At 33.7% G+C, this 23,316-nt stretch carries 21 protein-coding genes and 1 tRNA gene; 8 read left to right on the top strand and 14 right to left on the bottom strand.

The window, feature by feature from the left end; translation table 11 throughout:
- Positions 1-29: 29 nt before the first annotated feature.
- On the top strand, positions 30-1,955 hold the full coding sequence (gene dxs / locus AC6EJA_RS01715; RefSeq protein WP_498502824.1) for a 1-deoxy-D-xylulose-5-phosphate synthase: 1,926 nt from the start codon (positions 30-32) through the stop codon (positions 1,953-1,955).
- Between the two features lie 67 nt (positions 1,956-2,022).
- Here the strand turns inward: dxs and psaK are convergent, their stop codons facing one another.
- From psaK to AC6EJA_RS01675, 8 genes are all read right to left on the bottom strand, one after another.
- A complete protein-coding gene (psaK, locus tag AC6EJA_RS01710) occupies positions 2,023-2,283 on the bottom strand; it encodes a photosystem I reaction center subunit PsaK (protein ID WP_498502823.1) in 261 nt (86 codons plus the stop codon).
- A 65-nt stretch (positions 2,284-2,348) separates the two neighbouring features.
- Positions 2,349-2,687: a DUF3593 domain-containing protein gene (locus AC6EJA_RS01705; protein ID WP_498502821.1), complete on the bottom strand. Its 339-nt coding sequence runs from the start codon at positions 2,685-2,687 to the stop codon at positions 2,349-2,351.
- Positions 2,687-2,986 carry a DUF2499 domain-containing protein gene (locus tag AC6EJA_RS01700; RefSeq protein ID WP_498502820.1) on the bottom strand — a complete coding sequence of 100 codons (300 nt, stop codon included), beginning with the start codon at positions 2,984-2,986 and terminating at the stop codon, positions 2,687-2,689. Before AC6EJA_RS01700 ends, AC6EJA_RS01705 begins: the two co-directional genes overlap by 1 nt.
- Positions 2,986-3,534, bottom strand: a complete 549-nt coding sequence (locus AC6EJA_RS01695; RefSeq protein WP_498502819.1) for a peroxiredoxin — start codon at positions 3,532-3,534, stop codon at positions 2,986-2,988. Before AC6EJA_RS01695 ends, AC6EJA_RS01700 begins: the two co-directional genes overlap by 1 nt.
- 15 nt (positions 3,535-3,549) lie before the next feature.
- A complete protein-coding gene (rpmB, locus tag AC6EJA_RS01690; RefSeq protein WP_498502818.1) occupies positions 3,550-3,786 on the bottom strand; it encodes a 50S ribosomal protein L28 in 237 nt (78 codons plus the stop codon).
- 56 nt (positions 3,787-3,842) lie between these two features.
- Complete coding sequence (gene htpG, locus AC6EJA_RS01685; RefSeq protein WP_498502817.1) at positions 3,843-5,738, bottom strand: molecular chaperone HtpG; 1,896 nt, start codon at positions 5,736-5,738, stop codon at positions 3,843-3,845.
- Positions 5,739-5,831: 93 nt separating this feature from the next.
- Positions 5,832-7,001, bottom strand: coding sequence for an ATP phosphoribosyltransferase regulatory subunit (locus AC6EJA_RS01680; RefSeq protein ID WP_498502815.1), 1,170 nt, complete (start codon positions 6,999-7,001; stop codon positions 5,832-5,834).
- Positions 7,002-7,048: 47 nt separating this feature from the next.
- Positions 7,049-7,915 carry an inositol monophosphatase family protein gene (locus AC6EJA_RS01675; protein ID WP_498502814.1) on the bottom strand — a complete coding sequence of 289 codons (867 nt, stop codon included), beginning with the start codon at positions 7,913-7,915 and terminating at the stop codon, positions 7,049-7,051.
- A 316-nt stretch (positions 7,916-8,231) separates the two neighbouring features.
- Here AC6EJA_RS01675 and AC6EJA_RS01670 point away from each other — a divergent pair.
- Positions 8,232-8,318 (top strand) — tRNA-Ser (locus AC6EJA_RS01670).
- A gap of 51 nt (positions 8,319-8,369) precedes the next feature.
- On the opposite strand, the gene pstB is transcribed toward AC6EJA_RS01670, so the two are convergent.
- From pstB to pstC, 3 genes are read right to left on the bottom strand one after another with little or no spacing between them, the layout of a single operon-like run.
- Positions 8,370-9,182: a phosphate ABC transporter ATP-binding protein PstB gene (gene pstB, locus AC6EJA_RS01665; RefSeq protein WP_498502812.1), complete on the bottom strand. Its 813-nt coding sequence runs from the start codon at positions 9,180-9,182 to the stop codon at positions 8,370-8,372.
- Between the two features lie 38 nt (positions 9,183-9,220).
- Entirely contained in the window at positions 9,221-10,111 is an 891-nt protein-coding gene (pstA, locus tag AC6EJA_RS01660; RefSeq protein ID WP_498502811.1) for a phosphate ABC transporter permease PstA, read from the bottom strand.
- 21 nt (positions 10,112-10,132) lie between these two features.
- Complete coding sequence (gene pstC / locus AC6EJA_RS01655; RefSeq protein WP_498502810.1) at positions 10,133-11,086, bottom strand: phosphate ABC transporter permease subunit PstC; 954 nt, start codon at positions 11,084-11,086, stop codon at positions 10,133-10,135.
- Between the two features lie 145 nt (positions 11,087-11,231).
- On the opposite strand from pstC, the gene dnaK reads away from it, so the two are divergent.
- The 4 genes from dnaK (at position 11,232) to AC6EJA_RS01635 (ending at position 15,317) form a co-directional block, all read left to right on the top strand.
- Positions 11,232-13,388, top strand: a complete 2,157-nt coding sequence (gene dnaK, locus AC6EJA_RS01650) for a molecular chaperone DnaK (RefSeq protein ID WP_498502808.1) — start codon at positions 11,232-11,234, stop codon at positions 13,386-13,388.
- Positions 13,372-14,328, top strand: a complete 957-nt coding sequence (locus tag AC6EJA_RS01645) for a DnaJ C-terminal domain-containing protein (protein WP_498502807.1) — start codon at positions 13,372-13,374, stop codon at positions 14,326-14,328. Before dnaK ends, AC6EJA_RS01645 begins: the two co-directional genes overlap by 17 nt.
- Positions 14,329-14,370: 42 nt before the next feature.
- A complete protein-coding gene (locus AC6EJA_RS01640; RefSeq protein ID WP_498503526.1) occupies positions 14,371-14,784 on the top strand; it encodes a DUF3110 domain-containing protein in 414 nt (137 codons plus the stop codon).
- 92 nt (positions 14,785-14,876) lie between these two features.
- Positions 14,877-15,317 (top strand): peptidylprolyl isomerase, encoded by a 441-nt coding sequence (locus AC6EJA_RS01635; RefSeq protein WP_498502806.1) that lies wholly within the window; start codon positions 14,877-14,879, stop codon positions 15,315-15,317.
- Positions 15,318-15,334: 17 nt separating this feature from the next.
- On the opposite strand, the gene ribBA is transcribed toward AC6EJA_RS01635, so the two are convergent.
- Positions 15,335-17,014, bottom strand: coding sequence for a bifunctional 3,4-dihydroxy-2-butanone-4-phosphate synthase/GTP cyclohydrolase II (gene ribBA, locus AC6EJA_RS01630; protein WP_498503525.1), 1,680 nt, complete (start codon positions 17,012-17,014; stop codon positions 15,335-15,337).
- 101 nt (positions 17,015-17,115) lie between these two features.
- Between ribBA and argC the strand changes: the two genes are divergently transcribed.
- On the top strand, positions 17,116-18,195 hold the full coding sequence (gene argC / locus AC6EJA_RS01625) for an N-acetyl-gamma-glutamyl-phosphate reductase (RefSeq protein WP_498502805.1): 1,080 nt from the start codon (positions 17,116-17,118) through the stop codon (positions 18,193-18,195).
- On the opposite strand, the gene purN is transcribed toward argC, so the two are convergent.
- Entirely contained in the window at positions 18,176-18,823 is a 648-nt protein-coding gene (gene purN / locus AC6EJA_RS01620) for a phosphoribosylglycinamide formyltransferase (protein ID WP_498502804.1), read from the bottom strand. The two genes, argC and purN, sit on opposite strands and share 20 nt — an antisense overlap.
- Before the next feature lie 261 nt (positions 18,824-19,084).
- On the opposite strand from purN, the gene AC6EJA_RS01615 reads away from it, so the two are divergent.
- Positions 19,085-20,695: a glucose-6-phosphate isomerase gene (locus tag AC6EJA_RS01615; RefSeq protein WP_498502803.1), complete on the top strand. Its 1,611-nt coding sequence runs from the start codon at positions 19,085-19,087 to the stop codon at positions 20,693-20,695.
- 9 nt (positions 20,696-20,704) lie between these two features.
- Here the strand turns inward: AC6EJA_RS01615 and leuS are convergent, their stop codons facing one another.
- Positions 20,705-23,284, bottom strand: a complete 2,580-nt coding sequence (leuS, locus tag AC6EJA_RS01610; RefSeq protein ID WP_498502802.1) for a leucine--tRNA ligase — start codon at positions 23,282-23,284, stop codon at positions 20,705-20,707.
- Between the last annotated feature and the right edge of the window lie 32 nt (positions 23,285-23,316).

Below are 23,316 nucleotides of genomic sequence, written 5' to 3'. Positions count from 1 at the left end.
GTAGATTAAGAATATCGGAAGAAGTAAAAATGCGTCTGACTGATCTCAGTCATCCAAATCAGCTTCATGGCTTATCTATAGCTCAGCTAGAGGATATTGCCTGTCAGATAAGAGAACGACACTTGCAGGTTGTTTCTACAAGTGGTGGGCATCTTGGGCCTGGTTTGGGTGTTGTTGAACTTACCATTGCTTTATATCAGACACTAGATCTCGACAAAGATAAGGTTGTTTGGGATGTCGGTCATCAGGCATATCCCCATAAGTTAATTACGGGTCGCTTTGATTCCTTTGATTCTCTCAGGCAACAAAAGGGTATTGCTGGTTACTTGAAAAGATCCGAGAGTATTTTTGATCATTTTGGAGCAGGTCACGCGAGTACCTCAATTTCAGCAGCTCTTGGAATGGCAATAGCAAGAGACCAGCGAGGAGATGATTTTAAATGTGTAGCAGTAATCGGCGATGGTGCTTTAACGGGTGGTATGGCACTTGAAGCTATTAATCATGCAGGCCATTTGCCAAACACACCATTTTTGGTTGTCCTTAACGATAACGACATGTCAATATCACCCCCAGTTGGCGCGCTATCAACCTATCTCAACAGAATGAGATTAAGCCCCCCAGTAAAATTCGTATCGGACAGCGTACAGGAGAGTGTAAAGAATTTGCCTTTCATGGGAGGAGAATTACCTGAAGAAATTAAATCTTTGACAGGAAGTGTGAGGCGTCTCGCTGTCCCGAAAGTTGGAGCTGTCTTCGAAGAATTAGGCTTTACCTACATAGGCCCAATTGATGGTCATAACATTGCCCAGATGGTTAAAACTTTCAACACAGCCCACAGAGTTGGAGGCCCTGTGATGGTTCATGTCCTTACAACTAAAGGAAAAGGATATCCATTTGCTGAGGCAGATCAGGTGGGTTATCATGCTCAATCGTCTTTTGATTTAACGACAGGAAAGTCAAGACCATCAGCCAAGCCAAAACCCCCCAGCTATAGCAAGGTTTTTGGCCAAACATTAGTAAAACTATGTGAGCAAGATAGTACGGTTATTGGTATCACTGCCGCAATGGCAGAGGGTACAGCCCTTAATCTGTTGCAAAAAGCAATTCCTAATCAATACGTTGACGTTGGCATAGCTGAACAACATGCTGTTACTCTTGCCGCAGGTATGGCATGTGAAGGACTTAAACCTGTTGTTGCTATTTACAGTACATTTCTTCAAAGAGCCTACGACCAATTGATTCACGATGTGGGAATACAAAAATTACCGGTTACTTTTGTATTAGATCGTGCCGGTATAGTCGGGGCAGATGGACCAACTCATCAAGGTCAATATGACATTAGTTATTTAAGATCCGTCCCTAATTTCACTGTTATGGCTCCCAAAGATGAGGGAGAACTCCAAAGAATGATGGTGACCTGTCTAAATCATGATGGTCCAATTGCCTTAAGAATTCCTAGAGGGCCTGGAGAGGGAGTTCTTCTTATGGAAGAGGGGTGGGAACCATTAAAAATTGGACATGGGGAAATACTCTGTGAGGGAAATGATCTTTTAATTGTGGCTTATGGTTCTATGGTCTCTCCAGCACTAAAAACTGCAAAGATTTTGAGAGACTCTGGAATAATTCCAACTGTCATAAATGCTAGATTTTTAAGACCCTTAGACGAGCAATTAATAAATCCATTGGCACGAAGAATTGGTAAGTTAGTAACTATGGAAGAAGGCACATTACTTGGTGGATTTGGATCTGCCGTCGTTGAGTCATTGAGCGATAATGATATTTTGATTCCTTCTTTAAGAATAGGAATTCCTGATAAGTTGGTTGATCATGCTAGTCCAGATCAAAGTAAGGAAAGTCTTGGACTAACACCAGTAAAAATGGCTTCTAAAATCATTAAGCGATTTGGATATGAAAAAAACGATACAGTCTATCTAAAGAAAAATATTGAGAATTAATTTTAGGATATTTATTCGAATTAATATTATTGTTTAACTAATTAATTATTTATCGTTCAATTCACCGCTATAAAACTCCTCGTGCAGCAAGTCCGAGTATTGAACCTATTCCTAAAACATGGCCAAGACAATTAGCTGCAACAAAAGAACCGTGACTTAATCCACCATAAAACTGAGAGTTTGGCATAGGGAAGCCTTCATTTGGTTTTTCAATGTTTGCTCTTGCAATTGCATAGGCTAAGAGATTACAAATAATCATCACCACTGCACATTTTGGAGACCACTGAAATGTAACTGGATCCGCTGCGGCCAAAATTGTTGTAATCACTTAGTTTCTCCATGACGTTTGAACATGGGTATAATAGGACACATAGGGGATTTTTCGTAATCTTATTAAGAGTTTTTTCTTTGTTTATTTTTTAACAATTGAATTAAACCTACTACTATGAGCGCATCGCTGACCGTGAGGAATGCTTCTGCTAATCCATGCAGATAATCTACATTAGTTAATTCATCTTCATAAAATATTAAAGCTATTATTGCAAATATAATTGTCATTACAACAAAAAGAATAGTTAAACGAAAACCTAATAATGTTTCTTTTGTTATTAGGTTGATTTTTTTTGCGTAATATAAAAATATTAGGTAGGGGATTAGGGAAATAACAAAAAATGGACTGGGATCAACTCTATTGAGAAAATCGATGCTATTAATTATGAATAAGTGGTTCATTATTTAATTATTTCTTTTTTATTCAGATTATATGCTGCGATGGCCATAGTTGTATTACCAAGAACCGTAAGAGCTGCTTGTAAAACGACAAGGCCCTTTAAATCTACTGAATTATCATAGATATGCCATGTTATTGCTGTCATTGCGCTAGCTAAATTTGGTAACATTGCTAAAGCTAAAAAATTGAAAGATGCATTTTTAATTATCATTGAAATATATGATATTAGAACAATAGCTAAGATCCATTCTAAAACGGTAGCTATATGAATAAACCAAGTCCCTAGTGAAAGTGCGTGCATTATTGTTTTTGTAATTGATTAATCTTAATTAATATCTCTTCAGCATGACGAAGGGGTTTTACTCCAATCCATTTTGCTTTAATTATTCCTTCAGGTGATATCAAAAATGTATTTCTATTGGCATAACTACCGCTCCACGAACCATACAATTGACTCACGCTACCATCGGGATCAGAAAGTAGCGGTATTTCCAAACTCTCTTCATCACAAAAACTTTGATGCTTTTCAAGATTATCGCTACTTATTCCTATTATTTTGGTATTGAGATCATCGAACTGTGAGATCCGACTTGAAAAACCTTTAGCTTCTAATGTACAACCTGATGTAAAGTCTTCAGGATAAAAATAAATTACTAGCCAACTTCCTTTGTAATCATTCAAGCTAAATGACTTTGTTTTTTTTGTGCCATTGATAAATCCATTAAGGGAAAATTCAGGAGACTTTGTTCCTATTTCGGGTATGTTTCCAAGACCAGCAAAAGAAACTCTAGGAATTAAAAAATAAGTTATGAAGAAAATAAATGATTTTAAAAAATATCTTCGTTTCATTTACGCGGTAATTTCTCAAAAAGAATTAAGGTCAATACCTAATGATTTTGCGTAGTTACCTAGGCCCTTTTTTTGAATGGTTTTGAGAGCCCTTGTTGTTATTCTAAGATTTACCCATTTATTACCCTCAGCCCACCATAACTTCCTTTTTTGAAGATTTGCCTGCTGTAATTTCTTCGTACGAATATGAGAATGACTGACTGACATACCGTTATTGGCCTTGGTTCCAGTTAATTGGCAGACCCTAGACATTTTTTTTGCTCAATATTTTTTATATGATACCAACTGTTTGGTCATTTTTAGCCTGTTTACTTGATTAGTTTGCCCATAAGGTCAGCATTCCTGAATTGGAATGCTGAAATTTCAGCAGGTTCTAGGCCCCCAACCGAAAATTTTGCCATGTCATAAAGATGATTTGCAATTTCATTAACTAAGGGGTTTTTGTTAGTATTTTCCGCACCATCGATTATTAGCACTGGAGCTTCAAGCTTAAGCAAACCTTCGACCAGAGGATGATTTTTATTAACTACTAATACATGATGCTCAGGCAATCCAGGGAGCTTCTGCTGCATTAATGCACCCATGTCGTTCATCCTTCTCATTTGTTCAGGTAAAAGAATGATTGAAGGAGGTGCGTTTTCCCCTTTTAAACTTTGTATTTGTACAGTTACTTTTTCATTGTTTATAGACTCTTTGATGATTTTTCTTATCTTTTCTGATTTATTTTCACCATCTTTATCAACAATTTCTGTTTTTTCTTCTGCATCGTAATCTAATTCTGAATCGACTCTTTGGAAATTAATATCTTCTTTTCGACTTTCTAACCAAGGAATGAATTGTGTATCAATTACCGTTTCGGCAATTAGTACTTCTTTCCCTTGAGCTAACCATAAATCAAGAGCACTTTTCTGAGAGAGTTCATCAGTACAATAAAGTATGCGTTTGTCTGATTTACCATTTTGTCTATTTAAATAGTCCACAACAGTTGTATAGGTATTATTTTCAGCGATGATTAAGTCTTCATTATCAGACTTATTGATATTATCTTTATTATTAACTCTAGTTGGGAAAAGTATTATTTCATCTACCTGGTCTGCAAATTTTTCATCTTCCATAGCTCCTATTTTTATGAATGGTGATATTGAATCCCATATACTTGCGTATAGATTCTTATTTTCTTTATATAATTGTTTTAATCTGTCTGCTACTTTCTTAGCTACAAAATTTCCAATTGATTTTACTCTTCTATCTGATTGTAGCGCACTTCTACTAACGTTTAGTGGTATGTCAACTGAATCAATTACACCTCTAAGAGGTAGTAAGAATCTAGGTACTACTTCTTTAATAGAGTCACTAACAAAGACTTGATTGGAATAAAGCTTTATTTCTCCATTTTCCCAATCTGCTCTCCCGGTAATTTTCGGAAAAAATAAAATTCCTTGAAGGTTGTATGGGTAATCTGTATTTAAATGTACCCAAAGCAGAGGATCACCTTGAAAAGGGTATAGGTAATTGTAAAGTTCAATGTAATCTTTATCTTTCAGTTCTTTTATACTTTTTCTCCAGGGTGGATTTCTCTTATTTATAACTTCATTATCTAAAAGTACTTCCACAGGCATAAAATCACAATATTTAGTAATGAGACTTTTAATTCTATTGTGTTCTATATATTCAATTTCATCATCCATAAGATGTAATACAACATCAGTACCTATTTCTTCTTTATCACAATCTGTAATTGCAAAATTAGGAGATCCATCGCAGCTCCACTTGATTGCTTCTTTATTATCTCTTGCAGATCTAGTAATTATTTCAACTTCCTTTGCGACCATAAAGCTGGAGTAAAATCCTAGTCCAAAATGTCCGATAAAATTATCATCACCTTGTTTGTATTTTTCGAGAAACTCTTCTGCACTGGAAAATGCCACTTGGTTTATATATTTCTTTATTTCATCTTTTGTCATCCCAATTCCATTATCTGAAAAAGTAACAGTCTTATTATCTTTATTAATGGATATGTTTATTTTTCCTTCTTCACCTTCCTTGCAATCCCCTGCAAATGAAACCATTCTTCTTTTGTTAATTGCATCCACACCGTTACTGACTAATTCTCTGAGAAAAATCTCATGATCAGAATAGACAGCTTTTTTAATTATAGGAAATATATTTTCTGTATGAATTTGGATTTTTCCTTCTTCTAACATCTTAAGATGAATGGTTCTATTTATTATCTATCGCTTTAGTCTTGTGGCAAGGTTGTGTTCCCCGTACTATAAATATCATATTTTTATTACTAATCAGTCTAGCCATCTTAGTAAGGTACATTTTCTTTTTTTTAATAATTTCATTGCTGACTCTTTATTGAGACATGGTTCTAACTCTAATAGAGCTACTTTACCTTTATCGTGAAGGTTTTTCTGAATATCGAGAGCCTTTTCAATTTCTATGTTTTTTGAATAAGCAATAAGATATTTTTCTTTATCATTTATTTTGTTTATGTTGTCATCAATCAATTCCCGTATTTCATCAATATCAAAACTTAGACCGACGCCAAAACCTTTATCAATATTGGGATTAAATTGTTTTACTATTTTGTCATATCTTCCTCCTCTAGCTATAATTGAATGACTTTTTTGACCACTACAAACTAGTTGAAATACTAAACCATTGTAAAGTTCAAAATGTGGCCTAAAGGTTGGATCTAGTTGTATTCTAACATTATATTTATTGGAAATTGGCTCTATTATTTCGAAAAGGCGTTTTAGACTACTTAATATCTTTACATCGCCATATAATTCCTGAAGATTTTTTAAGACATAGTTTGGTAGCCCTCTACATAGATTCAATTTAGTTAATTGCATTTTTTCATTATCACTAATATTTAAATTTTCTATCCCAATTTTATCAAAATTTATAAGAACGGTTTTTATTTCTTCTTTGCTATCTAAACTGAATTTAGATAATATTAGTTGCATTAAATCAGTATGACCAATTAATAATGTTGGATTAAGATCCCTTTTTAAATTTAAAGCATTTAATGATTCCAAAATTAATGATAAAAGTTCTATTTCAGCAGAAATTTTTTCGACACCAAATAATTCAACTCCAGCCTGCTGTTTTTCCTCAATTGATGTATTTGCTCCTTTAGTGCTCTTACATTTAAATATTGTTCCCGAGGAGGATAGTCTCAGCGGTCTTGGTCTGTTTACAAGCCTTGTTGCAGCAGTTCTGGATAAAGATGCTGTCATCTCGGGCCTTAATCCGAGTTGCTCGCCTGAGACGATTTTCAATATGTCGTCATTTGATATTGCACCGCCTGCTTTCAAAGTCTCAAGAAGTTCTATATTTGGCGGTGACACTTGCTCATAACCCCATAGTTTGAAAACTGCTGTAAGTTTTAAAGAAATAAATTGATTAATCTCAACTTGTTGAGGGTTTAAATCCTTAGCGCCAGTTGCTGGTTGCAATTTCTATAAATAGTTAAGTTTATTTTACTCCATGAGATATGTTTAAATTAAACCTGAATGTCTTTTATATCTAATGGTTTAACAGAGTTTAACTCTTTTCTTAGTTCCTTTTCAATATGTGGATTACATGCCAAAATTCTCCCTGATGAAAAATTGAAATCACCTGATGGATAATTTTTAATTATTCCTCCCGCAAGTTCCACTATTGGAACTCCTGCTGCAATGTCCCATTTTGAAAGGCCTCGCTCCCAATAGCCATCTATCATTCCAGCTGCAGTGAATGCTAAATCTACCGCAGCTGCACCACCCCTTCTTACTCCTCTTGTTTTATGAGTTAAATATATAAATTCCGAATAATTATTTTCTTTTGTTGTTTGCCTATCATAAGCAAACCCAGTAACAAGTAATGAATTTACTAATGACTTTGTTGTTGATACTTGGATTTTTTTATCATTGCAAAATGAGCCTATATAAGGAGCTGCATAATATGTTTGATTTAAAAATGGAACTGCTATGGCACCTAAAATTGGATTTGATTTATATGTAAGTCCAATGGAAGTAGCAAAAAATGGGTATCCATGTGCATAATTAGTTGTTCCATCAAGCGGATCAATACACCAAGAAATATCACCCAAATTTTCTTTATAACCACTCTCTTCGGCTAATATAGAAAAATTTGGAGTTGCTTTTTCTAGGTATTTGATAATAGCGCTCTCAGCTTGTAAATCAGAATTTGTAACCAAATCGCCAATCCTTCCTTTATTTTCTATTTGTGTAATATTTCTGTAATTAGATAAAAGTATATCTCCACCAATCTTTGATGCTTTTTTGGCTATGGATAAGATTCTGGTTAAACTATCCCTATCTAAACCTGAATTAATAAAACCTTCTTCGCAAATCAATTTGGATTCCATTGTAATTACTTAATATGTTGTATAAATCTTTAAAAAATATTATATATTGATTCCTATGGATTTGTTTTTTCTATTAGCAAAAACAGATTTAGTTTAAATAATTTAGATTTTTTTTTATTTTATTTTTTAGTAAAATAAGGCTGAAATGGTATTGATTTAATTTTAAAATAATTGATAATCACAAGTAACACAATGTTATAAAAACATTTCAGGGGTAACGATATCCTAACTAAATCATATTTAGTCGATAAAAAGCTACATTTTTGGGCGTAATAGATTATATTTATAAAAAGATTATTGATTATTTCTAAATCTTGGAGAGGTGGCCGAGTGGTTGAAGGCGCAGCACTGGAAATGCTGTATAGGGGCAACCCTATCGAGGGTTCGAATCCCTCTCTCTCCGTATGGAGGTAAACTTTGTTTTTACTCTAGATAAAAATAAGATACTTTGATATCACCCAAATCGGCCCGAAATATAGTCCTGAGTTGCTTTTTGTGATGGTGAGTTGAATATCTTTTCGGTTTTGTCAAACTCGACGAGGTATCCAACCTTTCCACCAGCGGCTCCCTCTTTCGCCTCGGCATTGTAAAAGGCCGTCATATCGCTAACCCTTAGTGCTTGCTGCATGTTATGAGTGACTATGATTATTGTGTAACTTTTTTTAAGTTCATGAACTGTTTCTTCAATTTTTAAGGTTGAGATAGGATCTAATGCTGAACATGGTTCATCCATAAGTATTACGTCAGGTTCGATAGCGATTGTTCTTGCAATGCATAGCCTTTGTTGTTGTCCTCCAGACAATGAGTATCCACTTTCATTTAATTTATCTTTGCATTCATCCCATACAGCTGCTTTTCTTAATGAGTTTTCTACCAGTTCGTTTAAGTCTCCCTTAAATCCATTAATTCTTGCGCCGTAGGCAATGTTTTCGTAAATACTTTTAGGAAATGGATTTGGTTGTTGAAATACCATCCCAATTTTCCTTCTTACTTCTACAGGATCAATATTTTTTCCGTATAAATCTATCCCCTCAAAAAGAACTCTCCCATTTAATTCACAATCTTCTATCAAATCATTCATTCGATTAAAAGCTCTCAATACAGTTGATTTTCCACACCCTGAGGGTCCAATAAATGCAGTAACTTTTCCTTTCGGAATTTCACAAAAAACATTTCTGACTGCGTCATGTTTGCGATAACTGATGGTTACATTTTCACAGGAAATTGATATTGGATTAAAATTCAAACTCTCACTATCCTTATTCATATCGATATAGGGCTTTGACTTATTATAATCATAGAGTGCTATTTATCATTTGCTATATTGCTTATTAATCTGGAAAATAAATTGATGGTTAAAATAAATATTATCAAGACAAAAGATGCTGCCCACGCTAATTCATTTTGTGCGGAATAAGGTTCTAATGCAAAATTGTATATCAACACAGATAATGAACTCATCTCATAAAATATATCTTGTATGCTTGTAATATGATAGTAAGAGAACAATGCCGTAAATATTAAAGGTGCTGTCTCACCAGTTGCTCTTGCTAATCCAAGAACTACACCTGTTGAAATTGTTCTTATTGCACTTGGCAAAGTAATTCTAATAATAGTTGTAAACATAGATGCACCAACCCCCAATGAGGCTTTTCTTAAGTCATCAGAAACAAGTTTTAACCCTTCATCAGTAGTTTTAATAACTGTTGGTAACATTAAAATAGAAAGTGCTGCTCCACCAGCAAGGCCACTAAATGAACTTCCATAAAAAATCTTTGAAACAACGATTACTGAATAAATAAAAACACCAGAAATAATCGAAGGAACTCCTGCAAGAACATTTGTTCCGAATCTTACAAATTTTGCGAAGTTTCCATTTTTAGAATATTCAGCTAAATATATGCCCCCACCTATTCCAATTGGGATAGCAATAAAAGAAGCTATTGTTGTCATTAATATTGTTCCTACTATTGCATTGCCAAAACCACCTGCTGAGGCTATTTCATCACCTGGAGGATTAGGCTCTAAAAATAAAATATCAAAACTAATCTGAGAACCTCCTTTGATAATGACATAAGTAATTACAAAGATAAGTGGCAATGTTGCAATGATCGAAAATATAGCAGAAAAAGCTGTAAGTATTTTTTCAAAAATATGTCTTATAGAGAAAGATTTTATTAGTAAATTTGTTTTCATTTTTTTATGTGTTTGGTCGATCTAATATTTAAGACTTAATTTCTTTACTGCCCATTGAGCAAAAATATTTACTATTAATGTTAAAAACATTAATATAAAAGCTGCATACATTAACGATGAAACTTGAGTAGAATCAGCTTCTCCAAATTGATTTGCCAGCATCGAAGAAATTGTATAACCAGGGGCTAAAAAAGACCAGCTAAAGTTGTTTGAATTACCAATTATCATTGTCACTGCCATCGTTTCACCCATGGCTCTACCAAGTGCTAGAAGTACACCACCAGTGATACCTGATATGGCAGCAGGAAGAATAATATTAAAAATAGAATTCCATCTGGTTGCTCCAACTCCATAAGCTGCTTCTCTTAGTTTTTGTGGTACTTGATTAAGTGAATCTCTTGATATTGAGGTGATTATCGGAAGTATCATCACTACAAGAATAAGAATGGCCGGCGCTATACCGGGACCAATTGGTTCAGTACTAACAAAAGGTATCCATCCAAAATGTAAGTATACATATTTTAGAAATGGTCTTATAAATGGTTCCATAACAAAAACAGCCCATAAACCAAGTACCACGGATGGTATTGCAGCTAATAATTCGACAACAAGTCCAATTAATTCTCTAAATTTTTTAGGAATAATATTTTCAGTAATAAATATTGCTGTTCCTACACCTAAAGGCACAGCTATTAATAAGGATGCAATTGAAGTGACAATAGTCCCATAAATTGCTGTAAATACTCCATAGTCATCTGTAACTGGATTCCAATTAGAGGTAAATAAAAAGCTCAGACCATATTTACTCATCGAATCTGTTGACTGAAAGAAAACAACTGCGATAATTGAAAAAAGCACAATGGCGACCATTGATGCCATGAACTTTGTTAGCAATTTAAAAGTTGAGTCAACTAGTTTTTCTGAGGGAGTTCTTCCTCTCCTAGAAAACAAGTTAATTTTGAGTTTTTCTGTCACATGTGTTTGTCAACACATCCAATTTATTACCTTTGCAAAAATTTTCCACAAAACCTGTGAAGTAAAACCACTTAGCTTTTCCTAACAACCAAAAAATGTATTTAATAATTTTGATAAAAAATAACGACTCAATATAATTATTTCTATGGGAAGAATTGTTGGAATTGACCTTGGAACGACCAACTCCGTTATTGCGGTGTTGGAAGGTGGTAGACCAATAGTGATTACAAACATTGAGGGTACTCGTACAACTCCCTCTGTCGTGGGATATTCAAGAGACAGCGAGTTGCTTGTTGGCCAGCTTGCAAGAAGGCAACTAGTTCTGAATCCTAGAAATACTTTCTCTAATCTAAAACGTTTTGTAGGGAGGTCATGGGATGAGCTTGATGAAGCAAGTCTTTCAGTTCCTTATACGGTAAAAGCAAACCAAGAAGGAAATGTTCGAGTTTCCTGCCCTGTTACCGAAAGAGAATATGCTCCTGAAGAACTTATTGGCAGCATCATAAGAAAATTGATAGATGATGCTGAAACTTACTTAGGTGAATCTGTTGATTCAGCAGTTATTACAGTTCCTGCCTATTTCAATGATGCTCAAAGACAATCAACTAGAAATGCTGCTGTTCTTGCTGGCATAACGGTTGAAAGGATCCTAAACGAACCTACTTCTGCGGCTTTGGCTTATGGTTTCGATAAGAAATCATCTCAAAGGGCATTGGTTTTTGATTTGGGTGGCGGGACTTTTGATGTTTCATTGATGAGAATCGCTAATGGAGTTTTTGACGTTAAATCAACTTCGGGTGATACACAGCTTGGCGGTAATGATTTTGATCAGAGAATTGTTGATTGGTTAGCCACAAGATTTGATGATGCAAATTCAATAGATTTGAGAAGAGACAGACAAGCACTTCAGCGATTATCAGAAGCCGCAGAAAAAGCAAAGCAAGAATTGTCCGGCGTTCAATCAACTCATATATCTTTACCATTTATCTCTACAGGCAAAGATGGCCCCTTGCATATCGATGAAAATTTATCGAGGGCAAAATTTGAGGAACTTTGCTCTGATCTTTTAGATAAGCTTTTGAGTCCTGTTCAAGAAGCCATAAATGATTCCGGCTGGTCTGCTGAAGACATAAATGAAGTAGTCCTTGTTGGGGGTAGTACTAGGATGCCAATGGTTCAGCAATTAGTAAGAACACTAGTCCCTGTAGAACCCTGCCAATCAGTAAATCCCGATGAGGTAGTAGCTGTTGGCGCTGCTGTTCAAGCTGGGATACTCTCAGGAGAACTCAGAGATTTACTTTTAAACGACGTTACCCCTCTCTCTTTAGGTCTTGAAACCTTTGGAGGTTTAATGAAGGTACTGATTCCAAGAAATACCCCTATTCCTGTGAGGCAATCAGATGTTTTTAGTACATCAGAAGCTAATCAATCTTCAGTAGAAGTTCATGTCTGGCAAGGTGAAAGACAATTAGCTATTGATAATAAATCTCTCGGTAAATTCAAGTTGTCTGGTATTCCACCGGCGCCAAGAGGGGTTCCTCAAGTACAAGTTGCTTTTGATATAGATTCAAATGGCCTACTTGAGGTTAGTGCCACAGATAAAACTACAGGTCGAAAGCAAACCGTAACTGTTAATGGTGGGTCAAATCTTAATCAAGATCAAATTCAAAAAATAATTGATGAGGCAAAGTCAAAAGCTTCTGAGGATAGAAAAAAGAGATTATCAATTGATCGAAAAAATAATGCTTTAACTCTTGTTGCTCAAGCAGAAAGAAGACTTAGGGATGCAGCTCTTGAACTTGGTCCCTATGGTGCGGAACGACAACAGAGAGCTGTTGAAATTGCTTTGCGTGATGTTCAAGATCTTTTAGAGTTGAATGAAATTAATCAACTTGAAATTGCTTTGGCTTCTCTTCAAGAAGCTTTATTTGGTTTGAATCGAAGGCTTTCTGCTGAGAGAAATACAGATTCTAATCCTTTACAAGGAATAAAAAATACTTTTGGTTCATTGAAAGATGAATTATTTTCAGATGACTATTGGGATGATGATCCATGGGAATATCAAAATAGAAATTCCAGAGAGAATAATCAGTCGTTAAATAATGATAATTGGGATTATAGAAGTCGTCTTGATAAAAGAGATATTGATAGTTGGAGAAGTAGAGAAAATTACGCCAGAAATGATTTAGATCGTGATAGACGTTTTAATAATTATGAGCGAAGGGATTTAGATGATTTAAGTAATAGAGATAATTACGATCGACGTAATTCTGAGAATTGGAATAATGACGAATACCGATAAACCAAACTATTGGGCCTTACTTGGTTTAAAACCAACTTCTAATTCTAATGATTTAAAAGTAGCTTTTAGAAAGGAGGCTAGAAAATGGCATCCAGATTTAAATAAAAATGATATTAATGCTGAGGAAAGATTCAAGCTTATTAACGAAGCATATGTAGTTTTAAGTGATCCCATTAAAAGAAAAGCCTGGGAGGGTAATAATTCCTTTACTCATAATTTAGGAGATCAATTTAAATATGGGTTCCCATCTTTTGAAAATTATATACATATTATTTTAGGAATACCCCTATCTGATGAAGTTAAAGATGATAAAGTAGATGATTTTGAATATACTTATCCATTTTCAGAAGTTACTAATAATCAAAATTCCAATGATTCTTATGATAGTGATATTAAAAATGATTTTTGGCCAGAAAAATCAACAATTAATTCAAAACCAATTAAAATTGAAGAAGACATAGAGACTTTAGTTGAACTCTCAATTGAGGAGGCATTCAACGGAGCTGAGATTGAAATAGAAACTAATTCGGGTTCTATAGTTTTAATAAATACCCCTCCTTTAGCAGGTGATGGCTGGAGGCTGAGACTTGAGGGTGTTGCACCAGGAGGTAAGGATCATTTTATTCAACTTAGAGTACAAACTGTTGATGGTTTAAGAATTGACGGCTTAAGAGTTTTATATCGTTTAGAACTATACCCACCAGAAGCATTACTTGGTTGTGCGGTTGATGTACCAACATTAAATGGTTATGTTACCTTACAAGTCCCACCAAAATCATCAAGTGGAAGATTACTCCGACTTAAAGGTAGAGGTCTAACTTTCAACGAATATTGTGGAGATCAATATGTAGAAATTGTCATTGTCATGCCTGATGAAGTTAGTGATTCCGAAATTGCCTTGTACAAAAGACTTCAAGAAATAGCAAATAATTTTGAATGAATTATTTTCGACCTATAATTAAAGAAATTATTGATTGAAAAGATGCTTGTTCATGTTTTACTTTTTAATGTAGGTCAAGATGATGAAGGTATTCATTCTTTAGAAATAAAGGAGAAAACTGTTGTTTTAATGTTTGAAGAAGAAGATGATGCTCAAAGATACTGCGGATTGCTCGAAGCTCAAGATTTTCCTAAACCTGAAGTTGAACGAGTAGATCGATCAGAAATTGAGGCCTTTTGTAATCAATCAGGATATGAATCAAGATTTGTTAAAAGTGGATTTATTCCTTCTTCTCAGGAGGAAAGACTAATGATTACGCCCCCCCAGACAAACCTAGATATGACATCATGGGATGTTGATAATATTAACCGTATGGATAATTCCAAATCAAAACAAGAGAAAGATGACAATGATGAATTGGAAAGTATAAGAAAAAGCTTAGAAGACCTTTTATAAAAGTAAATTTTAAAAATATAAAGGATTTATTAATGTATGTGTGAATAATATTTTTATTTTGACAATAAGATAGTTATTATTTCTACTTAAAAATGATCAAAGCATTAATGGAGACTGATTCTGGAAAAATAGAATTGGAATTGTTTGACAAGGACGCTCCAAATACTGTTTCAAATTTTGTAAAACTTGTGAATGAAGGATTTTATGATGGGCTTTCATTTCACCGGGTAATTGATGGTTTCATGGCACAAGGTGGATGTCCAAATTCAAGGAAAGGGGCAAATGGAATTCCTGGAACTGGTGGCCCAGGATATTCTATTGATTGTGAAATAAATTCTCGTAAACATAATGCTGGCTCTTTATCTATGGCTCACGCGGGAAAGAATACAGGCGGTAGTCAATTTTTTATAGTCCATCAACCTCAACCTCACTTAGACGGAGTTCATACTGTTTTTGGAGAAACTAAAAATATGGATGTAGTTTTATCGCTGAAGAATGGATCATTAATTAATAAGATTACTATTGTAAATTAGCAAGGTTGGCTTAAACATTAAAGCCATATAAATAACTTAGGAGAATCATTTTTGATAAATAAATTTTTCAACGATTCAAATGAACCAGTCATGTCGACTAAAGAATAATTAAACGTGTCTATTTTTTGTGGTGGGTGAATTGTTTGTTCATGTTTTGGAATTAGCAATATTCCTATTCTATGAGTACCATCCCAGCAAGAAATCACTTTTAATAAATTCTCTATTGTGTTGGAATTAGAGTCCTGAACTGCTTTATCGGTTGGGGAAAGTTTTTGCTTTATTCTCCAAATGAATTTAGGTCCTTCACATAGAGCAATTAGACGTGCTGATTGTTCTATTGATAGTTCAATTAAATTATTAGTTGCAAATATATTGGCTTCATTTCTATAGCAATTAAGTTGGCTTTCATTAGCCTCTCCATCCCAAAATATAGTTATGTAATTGACTTCGTTAAACATATATTCTTCCCCAATCATGTGCCCTAACTTTTCCCTCTTTACTTGTAAATATGCAGCATTATGATCTCCTGGACATATTACTAATGGAACCCTACTGATTACTTGTAATCCATACCCTCCAAGTCCAGCTATTTTTCTAGGATTATTGGTTAATAAACGTAATCTATTAATACCCAAATCAGTAAGGATTTGTGCTCCAACTCCATAATTTCTTAAATCAGCTGGAAAACCCAATTTTTCATTAGCTTCAACAGTGTCAAAACCCGTATCTTGGAGACTATAGGCTTTCAATTTATTAATTAACCCAATACCTCTTCCTTCCTGACGAAGGTAAACAACTACACCTTCTTTTTCTTCAGAAATTCTTGATAACGCTGCTTCAAGTTGAGGACGACAATCACATCTTAGAGAGCCAAAAGCATCTCCTGTTAAACATTCTGAGTGCATTCTTACAAGAACAGGTTCTTTTAGTGTCTCTAGATCCCCTTTAAGAATTGCAATGTGCTCACTTCCATCAAGGATGTTTTTATAACCAATTGCTTGAAATTCACCAAAAACACTAGGTAAATTTGCAGTTGCTTGTCTGTATACAAATCTCTCGTTTTCAAGTCGATACCTTATTAAATCAGCAATCGAAACAAGTTTCAATCCCCATGTTTTTGCGTATTCCTTTAATTCTGGCAATCTTGCCATAGAACCGTCTGGGTTTTGAATCTCGCAAATAACTCCTGAAGGATTTAATCCTGATAGTAGAGAAAGATCTACAGCAGCCTCCGTATGACCGGCTCGTTTTAATACACCTCCTTTTTTAGCTCTTAAGGGGAAAATATGGCCTGGTCTTCTCAACTCATTTGGTTTTGTTTCAGGATTTATTGCTACTTGAATTGTTTTAGCCCTATCTTCGGCAGAGATTCCAGTCGATACACCTGCTTCAGGTCCAGCGTCGATACTCACCGTGAAAGCCGTTTGATTTGAGTCTGTGTTTCTGTCGACCATTAGTGGTAAATCTAATGAATCAAGCTTTTCACCTTGCATCGCTAGGCAAATAAGTCCTCGACCCTCAGTCGCCATAAAGTTAATTTGTTGCGGCGTTGCGAACTGTGCTGCACAAATTAAATCCCCTTCATTTTCTCGTCTTTCATCATCTACAACTATGACACATTCACCATTTCTTATGGCTGCCAATGCATCTGCAATGTCGTCGAATTTAAAGTTGGTTGATTTTTCTGATGATTTCAAATTTTTCACTCGGTTTTTAATGAATAATGATGAGAATCAAACTAATGTGATGAAAAGCTCCTATCACTCAATTCTATATAAATAATTTACTTCACTGAGATATGAAAATCATGAAAAACAAAAATAACCGAGTCGCAATAATTGGAGCCAGCGGCTATGGGGGCATACAAATAGTCCGTTTACTGCTTAATCATCCTCATTTTGAAATTAGCTATCTTGGTGGTAAACGAACTTCTGGAAAAAGGTGGAATTCACTTTTCCCTTTTCTTTTTATAAAATCTGACCCAAAAATATTTGATATTGATATTGAAAAGATTAAAGATACATCTGATTATGTAATTTTATGTTTACCTAATGGTTTGGCATCACAGTTAGCTCCATCACTTATTAAACATGGCCTAAGAGTTCTTGATTTGTCAGCTGATTATCGCTTTAACGAAATAAATGATTGGAAAAAAATTTATAAAGTAGAGTCGGATAAATTTAAAAGAACAGACAAATTATTATGTAAAAACGCTATATATGGATTGCCTGAATTAAATCGTAAGCAGATACGAGAAAGTTCAATTGTTGCCTGTCCAGGTTGTTTCCCAACAGCCTCTTTATTGCCTTTAATTCCATTTCTTCAACAAGGATTGATAGATTATGAAGGTATTATTATTGATGCAAAGAGCGGAACCTCTGGAGGTGGGCGTGACCCTAAAGAACATCTTTTATTATCAGAAAGTTCAGAATCAATATCAGCTTATGGAGTAGTAGGACATAGACATACATATGAAATTGAACGTGTTGCTAATGAGATATCTGGTCACCTAATCGAATTGCAATTTACTCCTCATTTAGTTCCCATGGTGAGAGGAATATTATCAACTGTATATGCTCGACTTCGGGATCCAGGCCTTACAGCTGAAGATTGCAAAATAATAATTGAGACCTTTTATAAAGATGAATGCTTTATTGATGTTTTACCTGTTGGTATTTATCCATCAACTAAATGGGTAAGAAATACCAATAAGTGTTTAATATCTGTTCAAGTTGATAAGCGAACTGGACGATTAGTTCTTATGAGTGTAATTGATAATCTTATAAAAGGGCAAGCTGGTCAAGCTATACAGAATTTAAATATTATGTATAATTTACCCGAGGAAGAAGGTTTACCTCTTACAACATATTATCCTTAATTTTTTTTCTCCATAAAGTAGCTGTAATTCCTAAAGCATATGGAAGAATTTTATGTTCTTGTTGTTGAATTTTTCTTTCAAGAGTAGAAATAGTTTCATTTCTATCTATTGTAACTGCAGCTTGAGCAATAATTTCTCCAGAATCGACTTCATTAATTACCTTATGCACGGTACAACCTGTAATTAAAATACCCGCATTGAGCGCCTGAGTAATGGCGTTTATTCCTTTAAAACTTGGAAGAATAGAAGGATGTATATTTATTATTCTATTTGAAAATGTACTTATAAATTTAGGACTTAGTAACCTCATCCAACCCGCTAAAACAACAAACTCTATATCTAAACTCTTTAATGTATTTGCAATAACTATGTCAAACTCTTCTCTACTTTTATATGACCTATGGTCTATATATTTTGCTGGTATACTATATTTTGAAGCTATATCTTTAGCAAGACAATCTTTATTATTGTATATTAATATAGATATCTCAACTCCTTTTAGGTATGAATGTGTAGATTCAATAAGAGCATTGAAATTAGAGCCTTTACCGGATGCTAAAACTGCGACTTTAAGTTTAGGATTAAAGTTGAAGGTATTATTATGATTTGGATTGATAATAAAACTCATTAATCCAGAACAATTTACATGTGCTTATTTCCAAATATTAACTTATTTTTTTCATATGCATAAAATTATGTCTATTCGAATATATTAAATTAAATATAAATTATAGACATATCAAGTTTTCATATAAAAAAACTTTGTTAATTAGTCAACATTTTCTTTACTATTTAAATCATATTAGTTTAAAGTGAAATTATTCCAATACATTTTGTGAGTTTCTATAGATCTCATAAAGTGCCTAGACTCCCAAGAAATTAAAAAAGAATGTCAACTCCTGATCACAGTCCTATTATCGATAATCAACAATGGGAACGATTCTCTGAATTGCTTTGGTTCAATGAAGACCTTTGCATGTGGGTTGATACTAGTAAGATGAATATTTCTGAGTCGGATATAAATAAATATCAAACAAAATTTGCCAATGCATTTGTGGCAATGGAAAAACTTGAGGCAGGAGCCTTAGCTAATCTAGATGAAAATCGACAAGTTGGACATTATTGGCTTAGAACTCCAACAATAGCTCCCACACAAAAAATAACTCAAGAAATTGAAAATCAAATTGAATTAATTAATAATTTTTCTAATAGTATTTTGAGTGGAGAAATAACTAATTCAGATGGCAATAAATTTTTAAACGTTTTGTGGATAGGCATAGGAGGAAGTGGACTAGGGCCTCTTCTTATTGTTGAATCATTGCAGCAAAAACATAAGGGTATCAATTTTCATTTTATTGATAATGTTGATTCAGATGGAATTCAAGTTAAACTTCAAAATATAAAAAATGAATTAAATCAGACTTTATTTGTTGTTGTTAGTAAATCAGGAGGCACACCAGAGCCTCAAATTGGTATGGAACAAGTAAGATATTTTTTGGAGAGAAATAATATAAATTGGTCCGATAATGCTATTGCCGTTACAATGAAGAATAGTAAATTATATAATCAAGCATTTGAGGAGAAGTGGCTTAATATTTTTGATTTACCTGATTGGGTGGGAGGTCGTACAAGTATTACGAGTTCTGTAGGTTTGCTACCTATTTCATTATTAGGATTGGATAGTAAAAAGTTTTTAAAAGGAGCATCAAGGATGGATGAATTAACAAGAATAAGTAGGATTAAGAGTAATCCTTCCGCATTATTGGCATTATCCTGGCTAGTGGCTGGACAAGCCAAGGGTTTGAAGGATATGGTAGTACTTCCTTATAATGACAGACTTCAAGTTTTTAGTAAGTATCTACAACAACTTGTTATGGAATCACTGGGTAAAGAGTTAGACAGAGACGGAAAAAAGGTAAATCAGGGTATTGCAGTTTATGGTAATAAAGGATCTACTGATCAACACGCTTATGTACAACAATTAAGAGACGGTATTGACAATTTTTTTATTACTTTTATAGAGGTATTAAGATGTGATAATGATACGCATACTGTAAATGCGCGAAACCCTAATGATTATTTATCAGGTTTTTTGCAAGGAACTAGAAGAGCTTTAACCAATAGTAAAAGGGAGAATCTCACAATAACTATACGTAATCTTGATGAATATACATTGGGAGCACTAATTGCTATGTTTGAAAGAGCAGTAAGTTTATACGCGGAGATAATTAATATTAATGCTTATCATCAACCAGGAGTAGAGGCAGGTAAAAAAGCGGCTAATGATATATTGAAATTACAATCTGAAATTGAGAGTTTATTAATTAATAATAAATCAATTTCTATAGACGATATTCAAAAAAGTATTCCTTCATCCGATAAGGAAACAATTTATATAATACTTCGATATTTATGTGAGAGTTCAAATAAATATATTAATTTAGCAAATTGGTCAAACCCAAGAGATACAAAAATTCAAAAAAGTCAATTTAAATCTTAATCGTTACCTTTAAATAACAACATTTACAAGTTTCCCCGGAATAACAATTAAGCGCTTCGGTTTAATACCATTCAACCATTTCTTGGTAATGTCATTATCAAGTACTATTCGCTCTAAGTCAGATTTAGTTAGTTTATGATCCACATTTGTTCTCCCTCTGACTTTACCATTTATTTGTATAACTAATTCGTATGTTTCTTCATTTAGAAGATCTAGTTGCGCCATTGGCCATTTTTGCAGATGAACACTTGTAGCGCTTATATGTTTTACCCATAGTTCTTCTGATAAGTGTGGTGCAAAAGGTGATAGTAATAAAATGAGTGATGATATTGCTTCGAATGCTATTGGCTCACAAACATATTCAATATTATTTGAAAGGCTGTTTGATAAAATCATAAGTTCTGAAATTGATGTATTCAACTTTATTAATTTAATATCTTCTGTTATATTCTTAATAGCTTTATGAACTGATTTTCTCAAATTTCTTTCGTAACTATTTAATGTTTTAGGAAAACTTTTTGACTTGATTGAATCGCTATATTTATCAACTTTAGAATTAAAATAAGAGTTAATTTGCTTATATATTCTTTGAAGAAATTTATACTGTCCTTCTACGTCAGAATCATCCCACTCAAGATCTTTTTCTGGTGGAGCTTTGAACAGAATAAACATTCTTGCTGTATCTGCTCCATATTTATTAATCACATTAGAAGGGTCAACACCATTATATTTTGATTTTGACATTTTCTCATAAATTACTTGTAGTTTATTTCCATCTTCCGGATCAATTGGATCTTTTGGATCCCTTATGTTTATTGTAGGAACATACTTATTTGTATTTACATTCTTATAGGTTAGCGATTGAACCATACCTTGAGTAAGAAGATTATCAAATGGTTCGCTTATATCTATTAAATTTGCAGATTGAAGAGCTTTTATTATGAATCGAGAATATAGCAAGTGTAATATCGCGTGCTCTATCCCTCCTACATATTGGTTAACAGGTAACCATTTATTTATGTCATCCTTAGAAAATATACAATTGTCATTATTTGCGTCTACATAGCGCAGATAATACCAAGATGAACACATAAAAGTATCCATAGTATCTGTTTCTCTAGTTGATTTTTTACCACACTTTGGACAATCAACAGTTGACCAGCTATCCAAATTATTTAAGGGAGAATTACCCTTACCAGTAAGTTCAACTTTCGTTGGAAGTTTGACAGGTAATTGATTAAGAGGAACTGGTACATTTCCACAATTATCACATTTTATGATAGGAATAGGACATCCCCAATATCTTTGTCGAGATATTAGCCAGTCTCTTAACTTATATTGAGTTTTTACTTTTGCCCATCCATTTTCAATTCCATATTGTATGATTTTAGATTTAGCATCTGTGGAATTATAATTATCAAAAAAGTCTGAATTAATTAGAATTCCGTCATTTGTGTATGCTTTATTTAAATCAACTTTATTTTTATTATCAGAAATAACATACTTTACCTCTAAATTATATTTTTTCGCAAAATTATAGTCTCTTGAATCATGTCCTGGAACTCCCATAACAGCTCCCGTTCCATAATTAGCTAATACATAATCTCCAGTCCATATAGGAATTAATTCATCATTACAAGGATGTCTGACATAGCTTCCCAGGAACATTCCATTTTTAGTCCTGTTATCTGAATTGACTTCATTTTCACTTAGCTTTTTAAATGAATCCTTAAATTTTTTAAATTCTTTCTTATTTTCTTCTGTTATTAATAAATCTATATCAGCATATTCAGGTGAAACGACTAAATAAGTTACACCATAAAGAGTGTCAGCTCTGGTTGTAAAGACGTCTATAAAATTCTCACGACTTCTTTCAAGGTAGAATCTGATTTCTGATCCTTCAGACTTACCTATCCAATTTGATTGCATCATTTTTACTCTATCTGGCCAACCTGATAATTTTTCTATATCATTCAGCAGTACTTCCCCATATTTAGTAATTGAAAGGAACCATTGTTTTAGATTTTTTTTCTCAACAATTGCCCCAGATCTCCAGGATTTACCATCTGAATCAACTTGCTCATTTGCTAAGACCGTTTGATCTATTGGATCCCAATTAACCGTTGCTTCTTTTTGATACGCCAAACCCGCTGAATATAATTTTAGAAAAATAAATTGAGTCCATTTATAATAATTTGATTCAGATGTATTTATTTCTTTATCCCAATCAACTGAAAGACCTAGTCTTTTTAATTGATCTTTCATATGCTTAATATTTTTTTTTGTCCAATCACTAGGTTCAATACCCCTTTCAATTGCAGCATTCTCTGCAGGCAATCCAAATGCATCCCATCCCATTGGATGAAGTACAGCTTTACCAAGCATTCTTTGTTGTCTTGCTAATACATCAGTTATTACATAATTTCTTACATGACCCATATGCAATGTTCCAGACGGATATGGAAACATGGATAAAGCATAATAAGTATCTTGGTTTTTTTCTGGTTCTTGGGTTTTATATAGATTTGCCTTTTCCCATTCATTATGCCAGTAAGGCTCGAGCTTCAAATGGTCATATCGATCTGCCATCTTTCTAAGCTTGGGAATATTTATTATAATAT

It is taken from the genome of Prochlorococcus sp. MIT2309, from assembly GCF_059772305.1.
The sequence above is the reverse complement of the archived record's forward strand: the minus strand, read 5'-3'. Positions and strand labels throughout refer to the sequence as shown.

Coding starts and splice junctions, on each gene's coding strand:
- htpG (WP_498502817.1), bottom strand. CDS start 5,738: ATGTTAGAAGAAGGAAAAATCCAAATTCATACAGAAAATATATTTCCT.
- AC6EJA_RS01640 (WP_498503526.1), top strand. CDS start 14,371: ATGCTTGTTCATGTTTTACTTTTTAATGTAGGTCAAGATGATGAAGGT.
- AC6EJA_RS01700 (WP_498502820.1), bottom strand. CDS start 2,986: ATGCACGCACTTTCACTAGGGACTTGGTTTATTCATATAGCTACCGTT.
- dxs (WP_498502824.1), top strand. CDS start 30: ATGCGTCTGACTGATCTCAGTCATCCAAATCAGCTTCATGGCTTATCT.
- AC6EJA_RS01635 (WP_498502806.1), top strand. CDS start 14,877: ATGATCAAAGCATTAATGGAGACTGATTCTGGAAAAATAGAATTGGAA.
- argC (WP_498502805.1), top strand. CDS start 17,116: ATGAAAATCATGAAAAACAAAAATAACCGAGTCGCAATAATTGGAGCC.
- AC6EJA_RS01675 (WP_498502814.1), bottom strand. CDS start 7,915: ATGGAATCCAAATTGATTTGCGAAGAAGGTTTTATTAATTCAGGTTTA.
- pstA (WP_498502811.1), bottom strand. CDS start 10,111: ATGAAAACAAATTTACTAATAAAATCTTTCTCTATAAGACATATTTTT.
- AC6EJA_RS01615 (WP_498502803.1), top strand. CDS start 19,085: ATGTCAACTCCTGATCACAGTCCTATTATCGATAATCAACAATGGGAA.
- AC6EJA_RS01645 (WP_498502807.1), top strand. CDS start 13,372: ATGACGAATACCGATAAACCAAACTATTGGGCCTTACTTGGTTTAAAA.
- AC6EJA_RS01705 (WP_498502821.1), bottom strand. CDS start 2,687: ATGAACCACTTATTCATAATTAATAGCATCGATTTTCTCAATAGAGTT.
- purN (WP_498502804.1), bottom strand. CDS start 18,823: ATGAGTTTTATTATCAATCCAAATCATAATAATACCTTCAACTTTAAT.
- pstB (WP_498502812.1), bottom strand. CDS start 9,182: ATGAATAAGGATAGTGAGAGTTTGAATTTTAATCCAATATCAATTTCC.
- dnaK (WP_498502808.1), top strand. CDS start 11,232: ATGGGAAGAATTGTTGGAATTGACCTTGGAACGACCAACTCCGTTATT.
- AC6EJA_RS01695 (WP_498502819.1), bottom strand. CDS start 3,534: ATGAAACGAAGATATTTTTTAAAATCATTTATTTTCTTCATAACTTAT.
- rpmB (WP_498502818.1), bottom strand. CDS start 3,786: ATGTCTAGGGTCTGCCAATTAACTGGAACCAAGGCCAATAACGGTATG.
- leuS (WP_498502802.1), bottom strand. CDS start 23,284: ATGGCAGATCGATATGACCATTTGAAGCTCGAGCCTTACTGGCATAAT.